Origin of the sequence: Bacillus sp. XT-2 (genome assembly GCF_025696525.1) — a bacterium.
GTDB lineage: Bacteria > Bacillota > Bacilli > Bacillales > Bacillaceae > Bacillus > Bacillus halotolerans.
In genome coordinates this window covers 56,421-75,112 of sequence record NZ_JAHVOC010000002.1, presented here as the reverse complement: position 1 = coordinate 75,112, position 18,692 = coordinate 56,421, and the positions used below count along the sequence as shown (strand labels likewise).

The 18,692-nt window shown below is 43.7% G+C and carries 19 protein-coding genes and 1 pseudogene; 9 read left to right on the top strand and 11 right to left on the bottom strand.

Features of this window, described 5'->3' with window-relative positions; genetic code table 11:
* The first annotated feature begins 114 nt into the window (after positions 1-114).
* A pseudogene (locus KXD37_RS06455) lies at positions 115-603 on the top strand (HPP family protein).
* Between the two features lie 126 nt (positions 604-729).
* Complete coding sequence (locus KXD37_RS06450) at positions 730-2,115, top strand: sugar porter family MFS transporter (protein ID WP_263463420.1); 1,386 nt, start codon at positions 730-732, stop codon at positions 2,113-2,115.
* Positions 2,116-2,159: 44 nt separating this feature from the next.
* On the opposite strand, the gene htpG is transcribed toward KXD37_RS06450, so the two are convergent.
* Together htpG and KXD37_RS06440 are read right to left on the bottom strand one after the other, a co-directional pair.
* A complete protein-coding gene (gene htpG, locus KXD37_RS06445) occupies positions 2,160-4,040 on the bottom strand; it encodes a molecular chaperone HtpG (protein WP_024123457.1) in 1,881 nt (626 codons plus the stop codon).
* 189 nt (positions 4,041-4,229) lie between these two features.
* Entirely contained in the window at positions 4,230-4,481 is a 252-nt protein-coding gene (locus tag KXD37_RS06440; protein WP_106021858.1) for a hypothetical protein, read from the bottom strand.
* Positions 4,482-4,599: 118 nt separating this feature from the next.
* On the opposite strand from KXD37_RS06440, the gene KXD37_RS06435 reads away from it, so the two are divergent.
* Positions 4,600-5,421: an SDR family oxidoreductase gene (locus tag KXD37_RS06435; protein ID WP_106021857.1), complete on the top strand. Its 822-nt coding sequence runs from the start codon at positions 4,600-4,602 to the stop codon at positions 5,419-5,421.
* Between the two features lie 33 nt (positions 5,422-5,454).
* On the opposite strand, the gene KXD37_RS06430 is transcribed toward KXD37_RS06435, so the two are convergent.
* On the bottom strand, positions 5,455-6,615 hold the full coding sequence (locus KXD37_RS06430) for a TetR/AcrR family transcriptional regulator (RefSeq protein WP_127696285.1): 1,161 nt from the start codon (positions 6,613-6,615) through the stop codon (positions 5,455-5,457).
* A gap of 141 nt (positions 6,616-6,756) precedes the next feature.
* Between KXD37_RS06430 and KXD37_RS06425 the strand changes: the two genes are divergently transcribed.
* Positions 6,757-8,094: an aldehyde dehydrogenase family protein gene (locus KXD37_RS06425; RefSeq protein WP_263463419.1), complete on the top strand. Its 1,338-nt coding sequence runs from the start codon at positions 6,757-6,759 to the stop codon at positions 8,092-8,094.
* A gap of 122 nt (positions 8,095-8,216) precedes the next feature.
* Here the strand turns inward: KXD37_RS06425 and KXD37_RS06420 are convergent, their stop codons facing one another.
* Both KXD37_RS06420 and KXD37_RS06415 read right to left on the bottom strand, forming a co-directional pair.
* Positions 8,217-8,642, bottom strand: a complete 426-nt coding sequence (locus KXD37_RS06420) for a DUF5391 family protein (RefSeq protein ID WP_188323405.1) — start codon at positions 8,640-8,642, stop codon at positions 8,217-8,219.
* 144 nt (positions 8,643-8,786) lie between these two features.
* The gene (locus KXD37_RS06415) at positions 8,787-9,203 is read right to left on the bottom strand and encodes an aldo/keto reductase (RefSeq protein WP_223203893.1); all 417 of its coding nucleotides are present in this window, start codon (positions 9,201-9,203) and stop codon (positions 8,787-8,789) included.
* A 273-nt stretch (positions 9,204-9,476) separates the two neighbouring features.
* On the opposite strand from KXD37_RS06415, the gene KXD37_RS06410 reads away from it, so the two are divergent.
* The gene (locus KXD37_RS06410) at positions 9,477-9,932 is read left to right on the top strand and encodes an RDD family protein (protein WP_106021853.1); all 456 of its coding nucleotides are present in this window, start codon (positions 9,477-9,479) and stop codon (positions 9,930-9,932) included.
* 52 nt (positions 9,933-9,984) lie between these two features.
* On the opposite strand, the gene KXD37_RS06405 is transcribed toward KXD37_RS06410, so the two are convergent.
* The 3 genes from KXD37_RS06405 to yxaF all read right to left on the bottom strand — a co-directional run bounded on the left by KXD37_RS06405 (position 9,985) and on the right by yxaF (position 13,016).
* Positions 9,985-11,187, bottom strand: coding sequence for a DUF418 domain-containing protein (locus KXD37_RS06405; protein ID WP_188323406.1), 1,203 nt, complete (start codon positions 11,185-11,187; stop codon positions 9,985-9,987).
* A gap of 150 nt (positions 11,188-11,337) precedes the next feature.
* On the bottom strand, positions 11,338-12,351 hold the full coding sequence (locus tag KXD37_RS06400) for a quercetin 2,3-dioxygenase (RefSeq protein ID WP_106021852.1): 1,014 nt from the start codon (positions 12,349-12,351) through the stop codon (positions 11,338-11,340).
* Between the two features lie 89 nt (positions 12,352-12,440).
* A complete protein-coding gene (gene yxaF / locus KXD37_RS06395; protein WP_101859680.1) occupies positions 12,441-13,016 on the bottom strand; it encodes a transcriptional regulator YxaF in 576 nt (191 codons plus the stop codon).
* 130 nt (positions 13,017-13,146) lie between these two features.
* On the opposite strand from yxaF, the gene KXD37_RS06390 reads away from it, so the two are divergent.
* Entirely contained in the window at positions 13,147-14,217 is a 1,071-nt protein-coding gene (locus KXD37_RS06390; RefSeq protein ID WP_106019852.1) for an SDR family oxidoreductase, read from the top strand.
* Positions 14,218-14,287: 70 nt separating this feature from the next.
* On the opposite strand, the gene KXD37_RS06385 is transcribed toward KXD37_RS06390, so the two are convergent.
* Positions 14,288-14,719: a MarR family winged helix-turn-helix transcriptional regulator gene (locus tag KXD37_RS06385; RefSeq protein ID WP_095712611.1), complete on the bottom strand. Its 432-nt coding sequence runs from the start codon at positions 14,717-14,719 to the stop codon at positions 14,288-14,290.
* Between the two features lie 223 nt (positions 14,720-14,942).
* On the opposite strand from KXD37_RS06385, the gene KXD37_RS06380 reads away from it, so the two are divergent.
* Both KXD37_RS06380 and KXD37_RS06375 read left to right on the top strand, forming a co-directional pair.
* Positions 14,943-15,347, top strand: a complete 405-nt coding sequence (locus tag KXD37_RS06380; protein ID WP_095712610.1) for a CidA/LrgA family holin-like protein — start codon at positions 14,943-14,945, stop codon at positions 15,345-15,347.
* Complete coding sequence (locus KXD37_RS06375; protein ID WP_105954584.1) at positions 15,317-16,009, top strand: LrgB family protein; 693 nt, start codon at positions 15,317-15,319, stop codon at positions 16,007-16,009. Before KXD37_RS06380 ends, KXD37_RS06375 begins: the two co-directional genes overlap by 31 nt.
* Positions 16,010-16,140: 131 nt before the next feature.
* On the opposite strand, the gene KXD37_RS06370 is transcribed toward KXD37_RS06375, so the two are convergent.
* Both KXD37_RS06370 and KXD37_RS06365 read right to left on the bottom strand, forming a co-directional pair.
* Positions 16,141-16,638 carry a DUF1433 domain-containing protein gene (locus KXD37_RS06370; protein WP_188323407.1) on the bottom strand — a complete coding sequence of 166 codons (498 nt, stop codon included), beginning with the start codon at positions 16,636-16,638 and terminating at the stop codon, positions 16,141-16,143.
* Between the two features lie 3 nt (positions 16,639-16,641).
* Entirely contained in the window at positions 16,642-17,154 is a 513-nt protein-coding gene (locus tag KXD37_RS06365; RefSeq protein WP_263463418.1) for a DUF1433 domain-containing protein, read from the bottom strand.
* A gap of 60 nt (positions 17,155-17,214) precedes the next feature.
* Here KXD37_RS06365 and KXD37_RS06360 point away from each other — a divergent pair, with 60 nt between their 5' ends.
* Positions 17,215-18,687 carry a DUF2974 domain-containing protein gene (locus tag KXD37_RS06360; RefSeq protein ID WP_188323409.1) on the top strand — a complete coding sequence of 491 codons (1,473 nt, stop codon included), beginning with the start codon at positions 17,215-17,217 and terminating at the stop codon, positions 18,685-18,687.
* The last annotated feature ends 5 nt before the right edge of the window (positions 18,688-18,692 follow it).

Here is an 18,692-nt window from a genome sequence, read left to right as displayed (position 1 = left end):
TTTTTTTATCGAAGTTGAAACTAACCATTAAAAATAAAATTGACAGGTTAGTTTATAGCTATTATCCTATACATACTGGGAGGGATAAATTTGGAAAACAACTTCTTTTTGAAAATGCAAGGAAAAGGAAAAACACCTTTACAGGTAAATGGAAAGGACGCCGTCACAGGCTTTTTAGGAGGATTCATCACCATTCTGGCGCTTGCAGTATTGACCTCTTATACATCAAGCCCATGGTTAATGGCCCCTTTTGGAGCGAGCTGCGTGCTGGTATTCAGCGCTTGGAATGCACCTTTATCACAGCCGAGAAATGTGATTGGCGGGCATTTTATCTCTGCACTTACAGGACTGGCTGTCCTTCATATATTCGGAGCTCATCCCTGGATTTTTGCATTGGGGACAGGGCTTGCCATCTTTTTCATGATGCTGACCAAAACCACTCACCCTCCTGCCGGCGCAGATCCCATTGTGGTCATTCAAGGGGCGTATGCTTAGAGTTATTTACTGTTTCCCGTTTTCATTGGGTCTGCCATCATCGTGATCATCGCTCTCGTGATCAATAACTTGCGTAAAAACCGCCAATACCCCTCGTTTTGGCTTTGAATTTCCTTTTGTGAAATCAATCTTTTTTCAAACAAATGTTTCAAATTGATTAGGAGAAGGGTACTAATCTATTAACTTTGTTACATAGTACATACTCATTGGCTCAAAGACTGAGGAGGAACATTTGTGAAGACAAACACAAGGAAATATATGATCTACTTTTTCGGCGCTTTAGGGGGGCTGCTTTACGGTTATGATACGGGCGTTATCTCGGGAGCGCTGCTGTTTATCAACAATGATATCCCTTTAACAACACTGACAGAAGGATTGGTTGTCAGCATGCTGCTCCTCGGCGCGATTTTCGGTTCCGCTTTAAGCGGCACGTGCTCCGATCGCTGGGGCAGGAGAAAAGTCGTATTTGTTTTATCCATCATTTTTATCGTCGGGGCGCTTGCTTGTGCATTTTCTCAAACCATTACCATGCTGATCGCGTCTCGGGTCATTCTCGGCCTGGCCGTAGGCGGTTCAACGGCGCTGGTGCCTGTATATCTTTCCGAAATGGCACCGACAAAAATCCGCGGAACACTCGGCACGATGAACAATTTAATGATTGTCAGCGGTATTTTACTTGCATATATCGTAAACTATCTATTCACACCGTTTGAAGCGTGGCGCTGGATGGTGGGGCTGGCTGCGGTGCCTGCCGTGCTTTTATTAATCGGGATCGCATTTATGCCTGAATCACCAAGATGGCTCGTGAAGCGCGGACGTGAAGATGAAGCGAAACGAATCATGAAAATCACTCATGATCAAGAAGATATTGAACGTGAACTGGCAGATATGAAACAAGGGGAAGCAGAGAAAAAAGAAACAACACTCGGCGTGTTAAAAGCCCAATGGATTCGTCCCATGCTTTTGATTGGGGTCGGTCTTGCTATATTCCAGCAGGCTGTCGGCATTAACACGGTGATATATTATGCGCCAACCATTTTTACAAAGGCTGGCCTTGGTACGTCAGCTTCTGCACTCGGCACAATGGGAATCGGTGTCCTCAACGTCATCATGTGTATCACCGCCATGATCTTAATTGACCGTGTCGGCCGCAAAAAGCTTCTGATCGGGGGAAGTGTCGGCATTACGCTGAGCTTGGCCGCACTATCGGCTGTGCTCCTGATGCTGGGGCTCTCTACATCAACAGCTTGGCTCACCGTCGTATTTCTCGGAGTTTATATCGTATTCTACCAGGCGACATGGGGGCCGGTGGTTTGGGTGCTCATGCCTGAGCTCTTCCCGTCCAAAGCGCGCGGAGCAGCGACAGGATTCACCACTTTGGTGCTATCCGCAGCCAACCTGATCGTGTCGCTCGTCTTCCCGCTCATGCTCAGCGTGATGGGCATCGCATGGGTCTTTATGATTTTCTCAGTCATTTGTCTTCTCTCATTTTTCTTCGCCCTTTACATGGTTCCTGAAACCAAAGGGAAAAGCTTAGAAGAAATTGAAGCAAGCCTGAAACAACGTTTTAAAAGAAAGAACAGCGGACAAAGCCGTATGCTCAATGAACGGACGTCATAAATAGAAAAAGGAATCGTCTCATCGGGACGATTCCTTTTTTATGGTTACACCATCACCTTGCACATATTGTTCGTAAATTCCACAGGGTCCTGAATCGGCAGACCTTCGATCAGAAGCGCCTGGTTATACAGGAGATTTGTGTACAGGCTTAGTTTCTCTTTATCTTGTTCGAAAGCGTTCTGCAGCGTCTTGAATACCTCGTGATTCGGGTTGATTTCCAGCACTTTGTCCGCTTTTACATTTTGGCTGTCCGGCATCGCGTTTAAAATTTTTTCCATCTCGATTGTCACTTCACCGTCAGCTGCAAGGCAGACCGGATGAGATTTAAGGCGTTTCGATACTCTGACGTTTTTCACTTTGTCAGACAGAATATTTTTCATTTCCTCAAACAGATCCTTGTACTTGCTTTCCTCTTCTTCAGACTGCTTTTGATCCTCTTCTGAATCGATGCCAAGATCGCCGCTTGATACAGATTTGAACTCTTTTTCCTGATATGAAGCGAGCATTTTGATCGCAAATTCATCGATATCCTCTGTAAAGTAAAGAATTTCATAGCCTTTGTCCGCTACCATTTCCGTTTGCGGCAGTTTTTCAATGCGGTCGTATGAATCACCGGTCGCATAGTAAATATATTTCTGCTCTTCAGGCATTCTGGATACGTACTCGTCCAGGCTGACCAGTTTTTTCTCTTTGGAAGAGTAGAATAATAAGAGATCCTTCAATTGATCTTTATTCGCGCCAAAATCATTGTACACGCCGAACTTCAGCTGTCTGCCGAACGATTTGTAGAAGGTCTCATATTTTTCTCTGTCTTTTTTCAGCAGGCTCTGCAGCTCGCTTTTGATCTTTTTGCTGATGTTTTTCGCAATCAGCTTCAGCTGGCGGTCATGCTGCAGCATTTCTCTGGAAATGTTCAGCGACAGGTCCTCAGAATCGACCATACCCTTTACAAAGCTGAAGTGGTCCGGCAGCAGATCCGCGCATTTGTTCATGATGAGCACGCCGTTGGAATAGAGCTCCAAGCCTTTCTCATATTCCTTAGAATAATAGTCAAACGGCATGTTTTCAGGAATAAATAAAATGGCGTTGTAGCGCACGGCACCGTCAACACTGATATGGACATGAGTGAGCGGTTTATCAAATCCGTAATGCTTTTCAGCGTAGAACGTCTCATAGTCCTCATCTGTCAGCTCGCTCTTGTTTTTTCTCCAGATCGGCACCATGCTGTTAACCGTCTGTTCCTCCTGCACCTCTTCAAATTCATTGTCGCTGCCTTCCTTCGGCTTATTAACCGTTGTATCCATTTTGATCGGGTAGCGAATGAAGTCAGAGTACTTTTTGATGATCGCTTTTAAACGATATTCTTCTAAAAACTCATCATAGCTCTCATCTTCCGTGTTCTCTTTGATCTTCAGGATAATGTCTGTGCCGACAGAATCCTTTTCACACGGCTCAATTGTATAGCCGTCTGCGCCAGCAGATTCCCATTTATACGCTTCTTCGCTGCCGAGCGCCTTACTGATAACGGTCACCACATCGGCAACCATAAATGCCGCATAAAATCCGACACCGAATTGCCCGATGATGTCATGGCCGTCCTTCAGTTCGTTTTCTTTTTTAAACGCAAGAGAGCCGCTTTTCGCGATCGTACCGAGGTGCTGTTCAAGCTCGTCCTTTGTCATTCCAATCCCTGTATCCGTGATGGTCAGTGTTCTCGCGCCTTTGTCAGCCGCGACTTTTATGTAGTAATTGTCTTTATCGAAGGTTAGCGCATCATCTGTCAGCGCCTTGTAATAGATTTTGTCAATCGCGTCACTCGCATTGGAAATTAACTCGCGAAGAAAGATTTCTTTTTGAGTGTAAATGGAGTTAATCATCATATCCAGCAGTCGTTTGGACTCTGCTTTAAACTCTTTTTTGGCCATTCAGCTCGCTCCTTTTTCATGCTTTGTGATGTTATGTAAACTCTTTTCAGCATCTATTTATCATAAATGATGACTCATGTCAATACGGTTTCCATCAAAGATTGATAGATGCATATATATGTAAATTTAACATTAGTTGGGGGTGTTTTCACTATTTTTTCTAGACAGTCTGATAAGAAAAAGAGAGGATCAGCCTCTCTTTTGTCCTGCATCATTCCATCGGCTAAACTCCCGCTTCATCCAAATATGCACCGGATAGAAAAACAAACAGAACGGTATCAGAAACAATAGATTATGCCATGAAGCATTCAGAAATGCGCTAGCTGTAACCGGAAACGTAATCTCTTGCAATAAAAAAGAGATGACAGTCAGCACAGCAAACGCAGCCGGAATCGTAATGAGACTATAAAATTTGAGTTCCTTCTTATGCTGTATCTTCAAAACACTTAAAACCTCCCAACAATTTCTAGTTCATTTTAACATATGCAGGTATTACTTTTCTCACATGTTTATCACTGCACACAGCGGGAAGACAACTAGAAAAAGGAGGATTTGTGTTATGGGAAGACTTGATAACAAAACCGCTGTGATCACAGGCGCCGCAACAGGCATTGGACAAGCAACGGCAGAGGTTTTTGCCAATGAAGGCGCGCGTGTGATGATTGGAGACATCAATACAGATCAAATGGAAGATACAGTTGAAGCAATCAGACAAAACGGAGGACAGGCGGATGCCTTTCACCTCGATGTGTCAGATGAAAACAGTGTGAAAGCATTTGCTGAGCAAATCAAGGACGCCTGCGGAACGATTGATATTCTGTTTAATAACGCCGGCGTCGATCAGGAAGGCGGAAAGGTGCACGAATACCCCGTTGAGCTGTTTGACCGTATTATGGCCGTCGACCTGCGCGGCACATTCCTTTGCAGCAAATATCTGATTCCGCTCATGCTCGAAAAAGGAGGCTCCATTATCAACACCTCCTCCATGTCAGGCCGGGCCGCGGACCTCGACCGCTCCGGCTATAACGCCGCAAAAGGCGGTATCACCAACCTGACAAAAGCGATGGCGATCGACTACGCGCGAAACGGCATCCGCGTCAATTCCATTTCTCCGGGCACGATCGAAACGCCGCTGATTGATAAACTGGCCGGCACCAAGGAACAGGAAATGGGCGAGAAATTCCGCGAAGCCAACAAATGGATCACACCGCTCGGCCGCCTCGGCAAACCGAAGGAAATGGCGACGGTGGCGCTGTTCCTCGCTTCTGACGACAGCTCATACGTCACAGGCGAAGACATCACCGCAGACGGGGGCATCATGGCGTATACATGGCCTGGCAAGATGCTGATTGATGAAAAATGGAAGGAAGAAACGAAATAAGAGAGGGGATTCAGCCCCTCTCTTTTTTGTTGTTCAAAGCAATATAATCTTATACTTCTTCACATCCAAAAACTGCAAAAACTCCCTGGCTAGCACCCCCGGATCGTGCGCCTTTCCCTCATCCAGCCGATACAACATCAAACCGATAATCATAGCGGAAACATAATAAGCATAAAGTTTCTTCCCCGCGCGGATATCAAGCTGCTGATGCAGGTAAAAAGATTCCAGGGCTTTGAACATGCTGGGTATCACATGAGGAATTCCCCATTCAGGATTGAGAAACCGGACAATGGGCGAGCGTTCCGATAATGCAGAAAGCAGGCTGGCAAGCGCCGTCTCAGCTTCCGCTAAAGAAAGCTCATCCGGACTGGCACTCACCGTCAGCCGATCAATCATATCTGCACACGATTGATGAATCATCGCTTGTAACAGGTCATCTTTATTGGCATAGTGATCATAAAAGGTCGCCCTGCGGATGTTGCTTTTTCTGGTGATATCCGAAATGGTCACCGCCGCATAGTCTTTTTTCTCCGCCAATACGTCCAGCAAAGCCTCTTGCAGCGCCTGTCTCGTGCGGACAACACGCCGGTCAATTTGCTTATTCTCCTCCGGCTCCGCTTCAGCAGCCTGCCCAAACAGCCAATAAAACCGTTTCTGAGAAACGAGTTCCCATACCTTGTGGCTGATGGCTTGCGGAGATGCAGACGCATCCTCATTCAGCCAGTACAAAATAATCGCATACGTATACAATGCTCTGTAATGTCCGTAAATCTCCTGCTCCATCGGCGTTAAATTCACATGAATCGGAGACAGCATGACATCCTGCTGAAACACATCTTTAAAAAACCGGTGGAAATTGTGATACGGTACGTTGTCTCTGACCATCATTGCTGAAAAAAAGGATTGATGCTGATGAACAAAAGACAATGTCGGATGCACTGTTTGCCGCTTTTGGCTGAGATGAAGTGTATCCATGTGCTTGAAAGCTTCGTAGAGCGCTTCGCTCAATCCTTCCTGCATGTCACTCATCAAATCCTCAATGATTGAAAACTTATCCTCGTAATAAAGATAGAGTGTCCCGCGGCTCACTTGTGCGTGTTCAGCAATTTCTTTCATTGTAATCTGTCGAATATCCCTTTTTTCTAATAAATCCAGAAGCGCCTGTTTGATTTGAGCCTCAGCAGATTCCGGCAAAAGAGTCACCTCCAAACTTAGACAGATGTTCGATATATGTACGGTAACGTATAGATGATTCTCCGTTGTCTTTCTTATAGAAAAGATACCACTTTATAATAGTTCCGAGATAAGCAGAAAGCAAATGAGGGGGATTTTACAATGGAACAGCAAGTAAAAGACGACATTCAGCGCGTCTTCCAGCTTCAGAAAAAACAGCAAAAAGTGCTGCGCGCTTCAACAGCGGAACAGCGTAAAGAAAAGCTTCAGCGCTTTTTGGATTCCGTCATTGCACATGAAGAGGAAATCATCGAAGCGATCCGCAAAGACGTGCGGAAGCCATATCACGAGGTCAAAAAAGCGGAAATCGAGGGTACAAAAAAAGCGATCAGAGATAATATGAACAACCTGGAAACATGGATGGCACCCAAAGAAGTCGGTTCATCCTTAAGCTCTGATGCCAACGGAATCCTTATGTACGAGCCTAAAGGCGTCACGCTTATACTCGGTCCGTGGAACTACCCGTTTATGCTGACGATGGCGCCGCTTGCCGCTTCTATCGCTGCAGGAAACAGCGCCATTGTAAAGCTGTCAGACTTTACGATGAACACAAGCAACATTGCCGCAAAAGTCATCCGAGATGCTTTTGACGAAAAAGAAGTTGCCATTTTTGAAGGAGAGGTTGAAGTGGCCAATGAGCTTCTTGATCAGCCGTTCGACCACATTTTCTTCACCGGAAGCACAAATGTCGGAAAAATCGTCATGACAGCCGCCGCCAAACACTTGGCATCTGTCACGCTTGAGCTTGGCGGCAAGAGTCCGACCATCATCGACAGTGAATACGACTTAATGGACGCAGCGAAAAAAATTGCTGTCGGCAAGTTCGTAAATGCCGGCCAAACCTGCATCGCACCGGATTATATCTTCATTAAAAAAGACGTGCAGGACAAGTTCGCAGGCATTTTACAAACCATTGTCAACGCAGGATTTATGGAAGATGATTACACGCCGGATCGAAACAAATTTACGCAAATTGTCAATGACCGCAACTTTAACCGCGTCAAAGCGTTATACGACGATGCCATCGAGAAAGGCGCGGAAGTCGTGTTCGGCGGCGTATTTGATGCAAGCGACCGTACGATCTCGCCAACCGTTTTAAAAAACGTTACGCCAGATATGAAGATCATGCAGGAAGAAATCTTTGCACCGATCCTGCCGATGATGAACTATGAAGACATCGATGAGGTCATTGATTACGTAAATGACCGCGATAAACCGCTCGCGCTTTATGTATTCAGCCACAACCAAGACCTGACCGACAACGTCCTTCAGCACACCACATCAGGAAATGCAGCGATCAATGATGTCGTCGTTCATTTCAGTGACGTCAACCTGCCATTCGGCGGCGTAAATACAAGCGGAATCGGCTCTTACCATGGGGTATACGGATTTAAAGAGTTTTCTCATGAAAAAGGTGTGTTTATTCAAGCAGCTAAATAAACATGGTTCAGAGAATCTGCATCATCTTGCAGGTTCTCTTTTTCTATCATCCCCGACAAAGTTTCATAACAATAAATAAATGTAGTTCACAGAAAAATCATGCATTAACACAAAATAGAAAACTATGTAAAATCCCTTGTGACAGGTTTCTTTGGCGCAGAACGAAACGCTGCAAAAAACCAAATGATGTTTACAGCCGCTGAAGCGAGACAGAGCCCCATCACAGTGATCACATCAGAGAGCGGATGGTCACTGAATATACTGACCATCAGCACAATGGCGGCAGTAGATAAGTGAATCAGCAAACCCATGCCGCAAAGCGCCGCCATCACATATCTCATTGCATCCACACCCAGCATGTAAATGAGGATTGGAATGAGATAGAAAACAAGTATCATACCAATTGCCGACCACATACCGATAGAGTTGAACTGATTGGCTGAGGACCCCGTGTCTGCCAGCGGAGAAAGTGAAGCCGCAGCAATCATCACGCAAAAAAGAAATGCAGAGATCGCAGTCATGATCACCACGCTATTTTTTCTGGACATGATCAATTGACACCTCCTAAAATAGAAATATTAACCTTTATTATCATAAGGTAAAATCTAATAGAAATCGATGGGTTTTCTAAAAACACCCATAAAAAAAGATATACTCCATTCATTTGAAATAGAGTATAACTGGAAAAAACGTTAAGAACTGAACATCTGATCCATTTGTTTCAGTTCATCTTCTGATAAATGAAGATTTGCTGTTTTGATATTCGTCTTGAGCTGGCCAAGCCGAGTGGCTCCAGGGATGATCAAATCAATCCCAGGCTTATGCAGCAGCCATGACAAAGCGACCTGTGCCGGCTCCGCTTGTTTTTGTTCAGCAAACCGCTTTAATTTCTCCAGCTTCGCTTCGATCAGCTCCCACACCTGCTGCAAGTCACTTTGCTTCTGTTTCAATTTCTCCTGGTAATTTCTTAGCAGCTCGCGCTGAGTATCATCCAAGCGATCTGTCTGTTCCTGCAGGCTGAGGAACGGCTTCATTTCCTCTAAAGACATGCCCGTTTTCTTCAAACATCTGATGAACAGCAGTCGTTTCTTATTATCCTCACTAAACACCCGATGCCCTTCGCCTTTCGTTTATCCGGCAGAAGCAAGCCGATTTTCTCATCATAACGAACCGCATCCTCAGTCATTTGGCACTGCTCCATGACTTCTTTTAATGTATAAAGCTTGTTTTTTCACCGTCCGTGGTAGATTTATATAGTAAAAAACAAAGGATAAAAGACTCATTTTTCAGTAATATCAGGATTTTATCACCATATCATATTGCAAAAGCTTTTTTTACAAAGTATACTGTTCCAGATTAATTCAAAGGAGAGAGAAATATACATGGAAAAACCGGCAGGATTTTGGATTCGTGTTTTAGCTTATTTGATTGATGGCATTATTGTATCTGTTCCTAGCTATATTATTCTATTTATTATCAATTCCGTATTTATCGCTGGATCCATCGCAACAGACCCATATATGACACAAGACGAATATATGGTGAAATACTTGACACTTGCATTTTTGCCAACCATGCTGATTATGATTGTCATCAGTGTGTTATATTACGGGCTGCTTACAGCTTCTAAAATGCAAGGCACGCTCGGCAAGAAAATTCTCGGGCTGAAAGTAGTCAATGAACAAGGCGGACGCGTGTCTATCGGGCAGGCAATCGGCCGTTACTTTGCGTACATAGTATCTGGAATTATCTTTTATATCGGTTTTATCATGGTGGCATTCGGAGAGAAAAAAGGCCTTCATGACATCATTTGCCGTACGCGGGTTGTATATAAATAATTGAAAACATGAAAAGTCTAGACGTCAATTATGAGTCTAGACTTTTATTTATCTATGATTTCTTCAAGATCGGCTGCCACTTCATATACGTAAGGCTCCTCCAAAACCATTCAAACGGTCCCATTCGGAATGCCCGCAGCCAAAGGTGACTGGTGATCATTTGAAGGGCACATACCGCGATCGTGATCAGCACGCCCGCAGCCGGATATACTTTTCCGTATAACCCTAACCCGTAATGATAGAAAATCCACGTACAAATGATTGATTGCATGAGATAGTTGGTAAATGCCATTCTCCCGACTGCGGAAAAGTATTGCAGCGGCTTAGCCAGTCTTGTCTTATGATAAAGATACACAATCGTTGTGACGTAGAAAAACATAAGAAAAGGCGCTCCAACCAGCAAAAATACTTCTATTTCGGTCACACTGTACAATAGATGAGCGCTGATGCCAATGACCAGCCCAGACAGCCATACTCTTTTTAACGCTTTGCGGTGCTTTTCCGGCTGATGCAGCAATCTTGATTTTGCCGCCGCAGCTCCCAGCAAAAACATACTGAAATATGGGATGGAGGCAAAAAAGAAATTCAGCGGATTATAGGTCAGCATGCCATTCATTGACATATAAACGAGCCGATCGTGGATTCGCTGTTCCGCAATGTCTTTCAGGCTGCCGTTTCCGTAAGCATGCAGCGCCTGCTTCGCTTGCTGAATGGCTGCTTGTGCCCATTCTTGTCCGTTTGCTTGATGAAAGCTTGCCAAAATGAACGGAAGAGAAAACAGGAGATACAAAGAGACTGCCCATATCAACAGTGTTTTCGGCTTTGCTTTTCTGAACAAAAGTAAAACCAAACCAAGCAGGGCGTATTCCGTTAAGATATCCCCGTCCCATATCAAAAAAGCATGAATGGTTCCAAAGATGAAGAGTGCCAATAATCTTCTGATATAAAGCGGGACAAAACGTTTTCCTTTGCTTAACGCTCTCTCCATCATCACCACCATGCCAAACCCAAATAAAAATGAAAACAGTAAAATACATTTGGTTTGAATCAAAAATTTCAATATTTCTGCTGCAGCAAAGTCTGCACCAGACCACTTTTCCGTGAAAAAATTATCCTTTCCAAGCATAGACAAATACATATCCGGATAACTGAAGTGCGCCAAATTCACAAATAGGATGCCGAAAATGGCAATTCCTCTTAACACGTCAAGCACACCAATCCGCTCATTTGTCAGAGTCGGCTGTAATGAAGCCATATGAATCACGCTCCTTTTTTCTATACCTCAATCGTATGAAAAAAAGAAGCGAAGAAACATCGATTTAGGTGGCAGCGCAAAGGAAAAACCTTACAATCTCGTCACCTTCACAATAAAAAACCAGGCTTCACAGGAAGCCCGGCGGAGATATTATGGTTTCATGACCTTTAAATCTAATGTGTCGATATTCTGCAAGACACGGTCGAATCGCAAAGCTTGAGGCTCACTCGGGAAAATATGCCCTTCATACGGATCTCCTAACGTGCGGAAAAACGGCTCGAATAAGCCCGGAACCAATACACCCACCATTTTTGTATAGTGAGAATCCAAGCGATATGAGTGTACAGTGTTGGCAGGAACATGCAGGAAATCTCCAGGATTAAGCTGAATTTCTTCACCATCGGCCCACATCGTCATTTGCCCTTCAAGGCAATAGAAAGTTTCTGTATGATGCTCATGGTAATGATCAACGATGCGATCGCCTTTAGGACCTTCAGATGATACAACGATAAATTGCCCGTCCGTATTCTTTTGCGCAGCCACAATGCGGTGAAGCTGATCGCCCGTCAATAGGCGGTCTCCTTCTCCAGACTCAAGCACGTATGGAACAACGCCAGCCGGAAGTTCTGTCTTCTCCACTAGTTTTGGAGCACCGGCACGGTTTTCATCCTCCGCAAATATAATGTCCGCCGCCTCAGCCGCTTTTGAAAAACGCTCTTTTGATACCTCTTCGCTTGCGTGCGGCGGATGTTCAGCGTGATCATACGGCGTTCCAAGCACGGAATACATATGTGCGACATTCCCTTTCATTGTGTAAGACACCAGCCGTGTTCTGTGGCTCTGCATCCGGTAGCTGTGCGGCGTTCCGGCCGGAATGTTCGCATAATCACCAGCTGCTAAAAGATGATGTTCTCCATCAAGCGTCAGTTCAAGCTTACCGTCCAGAACAAGAAGCCCTTCATGCGTATTTTTGTGAATATGAAGCGGAAAGGCATCTCCTTTTCCCCCAGAAAGCAGCACGATCTCGAACAAATCTCCCGTGCTCTTTCCGTTTGCCATCACTGTCGCGACCTGTCTGCCGAACAAATAGCGCTCTCCCTCTCCGCTGCGAAGCAAGTAAGGCACTTTTTCTTTGGGCAGTGAATGTTTACTTAACGTTTTCATGTTACGTCCTCCAATTTAGACCAGTCTATATATTTTAGGTTTCCTACTAGACCGTTCTATATAATTGTAGGGGAAAGGATAACAAATTGCTACCCTTTTTTCCTCACCAATACTGGAATTTGTTCGGCAATGAGAAGAAGGGGCGTTTTGTCTTTATTCGTTAAAGAAAGCATAATGCCGCCTTCAATCATCGAATTAATCAGCATTCCCAGCTGGCTTGCTTCTTCTTCTCCAAATCCGTTTTCCATTAATTTTCTGGCGAAAACCGCTTCCCAGCTTTTAAACACCTTCATGCAAACCGTACGCAGCGGCTCGCTGATTAACGCCGTTTCACTCGCCAGCAAGCCGACTGGAATCCCTTGAATGCTTTCCGTATTGTCAAACTGGCTGGCGGTTTTTTTGATAAAACGCTGAATCGCTTCAACAGGATCAGAGGATTCATCCATGCTTTTCTGTATCACATGTTCAACGATCTTACCCGTATATGTAACCGCTTCAATTGCTAATTCTTCTTTGCCATTCGGAAAAAAGTGATAAAGCGATCCCTTAGGAGCACCGCTTTCCTTCACAATCTGGTTTAAGCCCGTCGCGTGATATCCTTGCAGCTGGAACAGACGTGACGCTGTGTGAAGGATTTTTTCACGTGAATCTCCTCTGCTAGTCATTGAAACATTCCCTCCTAGGTATGGTAGAGCGACTTATATAATATAAAAAAGAACCATGGGATTGTCAAAAGGGGTAATAACCTTCTGGATGGGGTAAATGTAGACAAACATGTCTAGGAGGGGATTCTCGATGACAACTGATGATACGGTCACCAATACTGAACAGCTTGAAAAACAGCAAAACCCGAAAACGAAGCTCAAACTGAAAAAAGTAAAGGATCAAGTCATCGTCATTACCGGTGCTACAAGCGGAATCGGCCTCGTCACCGCGCGAATGGCGGCCGAAAAAGGAGCAAAAGTCGTCGCAGCAGCCCGAAATGAAGACGCCCTTCAGGAGCTCGTTGATGAAGTAAAGAAAAAAGGGCACGAAGCCATCTATGTAAAAGCGGATGTGGGAAAAGAAGAAGACGTCAACCGCATCGCAGAAACCGCGATCAGCACATTCGGCCGCTTTGACACATGGGTTAACAACGCCGCTGTTTCGGTTTTCGGACACGCCATGGATGTTACCACCGAAGACATGAAACGCGTGTTTGACACCAATTTCTGGGGTCCGGTCTATGGAACAAGGGCAGCCGTCAAACACTTTACAAGCAGAGGCGGTCCGGGTGCTCTCATCAATATAGGAAGCCTGTTCGGCGACAGAGGAACCGTTATTCAATCCACCTACGCGTCTGCGAAATTCGCGCTTCACGGATGGACAGAAAGCATCCGAATGGAGCTTGAAAAAGAACTGGCACCCGTCTCGGTCACACTCATCCATCCAGGCAGAATCGACACGCCTTACAACGAACACGCCAGAAGCTACCTGGACAAACAGCCGGCTCATTACCGCTCTATGATCTACCCGCCGGAAGCTGCAGCCGAAGCCATTCTGTTTGCCGCTGAACATCCGAAACGCGACATGTACATCGGCTCACAGGCAAAAGCCATCGCCATGCTGGGTGCACTCTTTCCCCGGCTGACCGACAGACTGATGGAAAAAATCATGTACTGCAGCCAGCATGCGGAAAGGCCGTCCAAACCGCGTGAAGAAAGCGCGCTTTACCATGCGGGCTACGGCATGCATGACAGAGGGACAAATAAAGGGTGGCTTCGGTCAAGAAGCTATTATGCAAAGGCCACAAAGCGCCCGGCGGTAACTGCGGCTGCGGCTGTCGGGCTTGCTTGCGTCTGGGCTGCCGTTAAACGCACCAAATGAGACCTTCCATCATTTAATTGCACACCATAAAACCCATGCAGACGTAACATAGCGCATGGTTTTTTTGATGTTAATCGACAAAGGCCTTGTTCATACGCTGGAGAAGTTCGCCAAACATCTCTTTTTCATGTATTGACCACTCTTTCAGCATCTGTTCATAACGTTCTAAGCGCATCTGCTGATCTGCCTTTAATGCTTGTTTGCCGAGTTTTGTAATGGTAAACAGACTGACTCTTCTATCGGAAGGGTCGGTAAAACGATAGATGAGCTCCTTGGCCTCTAAAGCTGCAGCTTGTCTGGAAAGAGTAGAAATATCAAGCTTAAACGACTCCGCCAGCTCTTTTACACGAGCGGGTCCAAACTCATCCAATTGTCTCAATAATAAGTAAGAGGATCTCTCCAAATTCCCTGTTCTTTTCTCTGATTGATCCAGATAAACAGCTCTCCTGATAAACGTGGTCAGCTCATATTCAATCAATTCGACTGGATTCTGTTTTTGCAATGGCTTTCGCTCCCCATTCCGATGTTTGACATTGACAGCATTCTATATACTTGTATAATACAAATGTATAAGATCTGTATGAATAAGTATTGGATGATAAAATCTATTTATTTACTTGTATAGTACAACCATATAAAAAGAAAGTAAAGTCATTCCTCAGAACAAACAAAAAGGAAGTCAATCAGAAAGGAGGAAGCTGTTCTAATAGAGAGCAGTACTTGCTGTGAAAATCATTCGAATAATTTTGCAAGTGTTGATATTATATGTGTTTTTTATCATCGGAGAAGCACTTCAGCATCTGTTTCATTTACCGATATCAGGAAGCATAGTCGGCTTGGTATTGCTGCTGATCTGCTTAGCCCTCCGTATTGTGCCGGTTGCCATTATTGAAGACGGAGCCGGGTTTTTATTGTCCTTTCTGCCATTGTTATTCATTCCAGCTATGACCGGGGTGATGAAGTATCCATCTCTCGTTTCATTAAATGGGTTGATGTTGCTGATTACAGTCGTTTTGAGCACCATCTTCACGATCATTGCAGCAGGAGCCGCCAGCCAAGTTCTGGAAAAGAGAGCCAACAAACGAAAGGAGAAAAAGAAATGCAGCAAGCATGTATCGCAATCATTATAATTCTTTTGACAGTTGCGGCTTACTTAGCGATGGTACAGCTCTACAAGCGATTCCCTTTTCCATTTCTTATCCCTGTTCTGACAACGACAATTTTGATTGTCGCGTGTTTGGCGATGTTCCATATTTCGTATGAAGGCTATATGATCGGGGGAAAATGGATCAATTCTTTGCTTGGGCCGGCTGTTGTGGCACTGGCATATCCGCTTTATAAACAACGGCACATTATTATGAAATACAGTATTCCCATTATAGGCGGTGTGCTGGTCGGGTTGTGTATGGGGATGATCAGCGGACTCATTTTCGCAGAAGCATTCGGGATCAATCATGACCTCGTATTGTCCATTCTGCCGAAGTCGATCACAACCCCAGTTGCTATCCAAATTGCCGCCGGCCTTGGCGGTGTTCCTTCCATGACAGTCGTATTTGTCATGATCGCGGGTTTTTCAGGCGTCATTCTCGGGCCGCTGATCCTAAAATGGCTTCGTATCCGCAGTTCACTCGGAAAAGGCATCGCATTAGGCAGCGCCTCCCATGCACTCGGCACCTCAAAAGCATTTGAATATGGAGAACTGGCCGTATCCATGAGTTCCGTCTCAATGACGCTTTGTGCGGTACTCGGCTCATTCTTTGGGCCGCTCGTCGTCTGGCTGTTTCATATTTAACAAAAAAAGACTGCCTTCAGCGGGCAGTCTTTTTCCATATCTATTTTACGCTGCTGATGCCGAACTGGCGTCTTGGAAAATGGCAAAGAGGAGAAAGTAAACCGATCAAAATAAACAGGCATTTCGCCTGTTTATTTTAATTCTCCAATGTCTTTTAAATATTGTTCCCGTTCTTCTTTCGTCAAACTATTTAAAAAGTCTTCTTTAACCTCTTTATCAAAATCATCCCAGTTTTCAAATCGATCCGCTAAGTCTTTAGAATAACCTATTGAATCTACTTTATCAGTTCCATATCTTAAGGAGACATCGAATGAGAACTTTTCAGGATTGTTGTTTACGTACCCTGTTAGTTCAATCATTCCCATTGGACTTATCGTAACCTTCTCATTAAACTTAATATCCTTAATAAAATGATGAATATCCTCTTTTTTCAATTTTTCCTTTATTTTCGGTTTCATCTTTTCAGCGTACTCTTCAGCTTTTTCTTGTTCACTTTTTTCTTTACTAGTTATGTATTCTTTATCCTTAGAAGTGTCTGACGTTTTTTTGATGTCATAAATGAAGCCAACCATTAAAATTAACAAAACGCTAACAAAAGCTAGCAATTTAAATGGCGCTTGTTTTTTCATAGATTATTTCATTTCCCCTATGTCTTTTAAATATTGTTCACGCTCTTTTTTATCAGGGTATGCGGTTTTGATATATTTATCTTTTACCTCTTTGCTATATTCGCTCCAATCTCTGAAACGGTCTGAGACATCTTGGGAATAGCTTATCCCATCAACTTTATTGGACTCGTATATCAAATCTGCGGAAAAATCGAATTTCTCTGGGTTGTCATTTATATAACCATTCACTACAATTCTTCCCATCGGGTTTATATTAACTTTATCTTCAAAAGTCACAGACTTTATAAAATGATGAATATCCTCTCTTCTTAACTCTTCTTCTATTTTTGGCTTCATTTCCTCAACGTATGCTTCTGCTTTTTCTTGTTCGCTTTTTTCTTTATTATTCATATTTTTTTTACCTCCTGTGACCTCCGATTTTTCTGGTTTATTTAGTTGATGATTAATATAAAAAGCACATGTTAGTGAGATTAATAGAACTGCCCCTACAATTAGTATTTTTTTGGTATTTATCATGGTATTTCATCCTTTTTTATTTTATTATACAAGATAGGTAAAGTTTGGGGGAATAGTGAAATGGCTATAAGAAAAAACACTTTGAAAATTAGTGATGAAGATTATAATGAAATTTCCAGTTCAGCATATAACCTTAAAAAATACCACATTGGTCAAACAATAAAAATTAGCAACGGCCAAAAGCTGTATGTTGTTGATTATAAAAAAACTGAAAAGGGTCTTGATGCCTTAACTCTTGTTAATGAAAGAGATTATACAATTTCAAACAATGGAAAAGACAAAGAAAAAATCCAAAACGCCATCATCGCATACCGCGGGTCAGAACCTATCAGCACTAACCAATTAAAAGAAACGATTAAGGAAACAAATCAGCGTGGAAAAAGAGAAGAGCTCATTAAAGAACTAGAGAAAAAAGGGATCAATATTCCAGCTGAAGAAGATGGGTCTTCTTTTGACTCAGTAACAGGTTTCTCTGAATATGCAAATGAGATCATCCAAGATTGGCTTCACATGGATACTAGTTATCTAGTTGGCAAAAAGCCGTTTGATGATGGAACAGATAACCAGGCCATTCAGGCAGATCAATATGCAAAAAAAATACATAAAGACTTTAAAAATGCTGACATTCAAGTAACGGGTCACTCATTAGGCGGATCTAATGCAAGCTATGCAGTCGTGATGAATGACTTTATCAAACGCGGTGTCACTTTCGAGAATCCTAACATATATGAAAACCTGCCTGAGGATGTAAAAGCCCAGGCGTTAAAGGGAGAGTTTCGCAGCCGTTTAACAGAATATATTAATTTAAATGATGGATTATCCTTGCTGAATCGGGATGCTGCTGAAGTAGGCAAAGTAAAAGTGATGTATGACGAAGCTTTGCCCAATGGTGTACAGAATAATAGCCTCCCTGATGAAGTGAAAATGCTGGGTCTTGGACTGAAACATTATGGCAATCAATCTCTTGATATCACACTATTTGCTGAAGCCTTGATGGGAAGTCACGGCTTGGATCGATACAGCTTCCATTCAGATGGCTCTGCCCAAACTGTGGATGATGTTTTAAAGAACAACCCTGACTTTGCATTAACGATGCTAAACCAAATGAAATCAACGAATGTGAAGGCCAATACAGGTGTTTCGATTCTTATCAAATCACATGTATTAATGAATACAAGTACTCAGTTGAAACATATTGCCGAAACGGAATGGTCAAAAATGATTCGCCAGATTGAAAGAATTGATGACAAAGTAAAGGATTCAATTGAGGATGTCAGGAATATGCATACACGAATGGTTGGTTTTGGCGCCTATGATGAATTATCAGTTTCCGATGTCGATGATCTGATCAATAAGATCAAAATGAACAAACCGCACCACCTTTTTTACTCAAAAGAAAAATATGATCAGGCAGTAGATGCAGCGCTCAATCTGCAACACTTTCTACAAATGATTGCAGATGATCTCGGACATATGGGACATGCGTATCATGATGCAGATCTGGCAGCGGCCAGTCGAATGGGGATTTCATAAGGAGA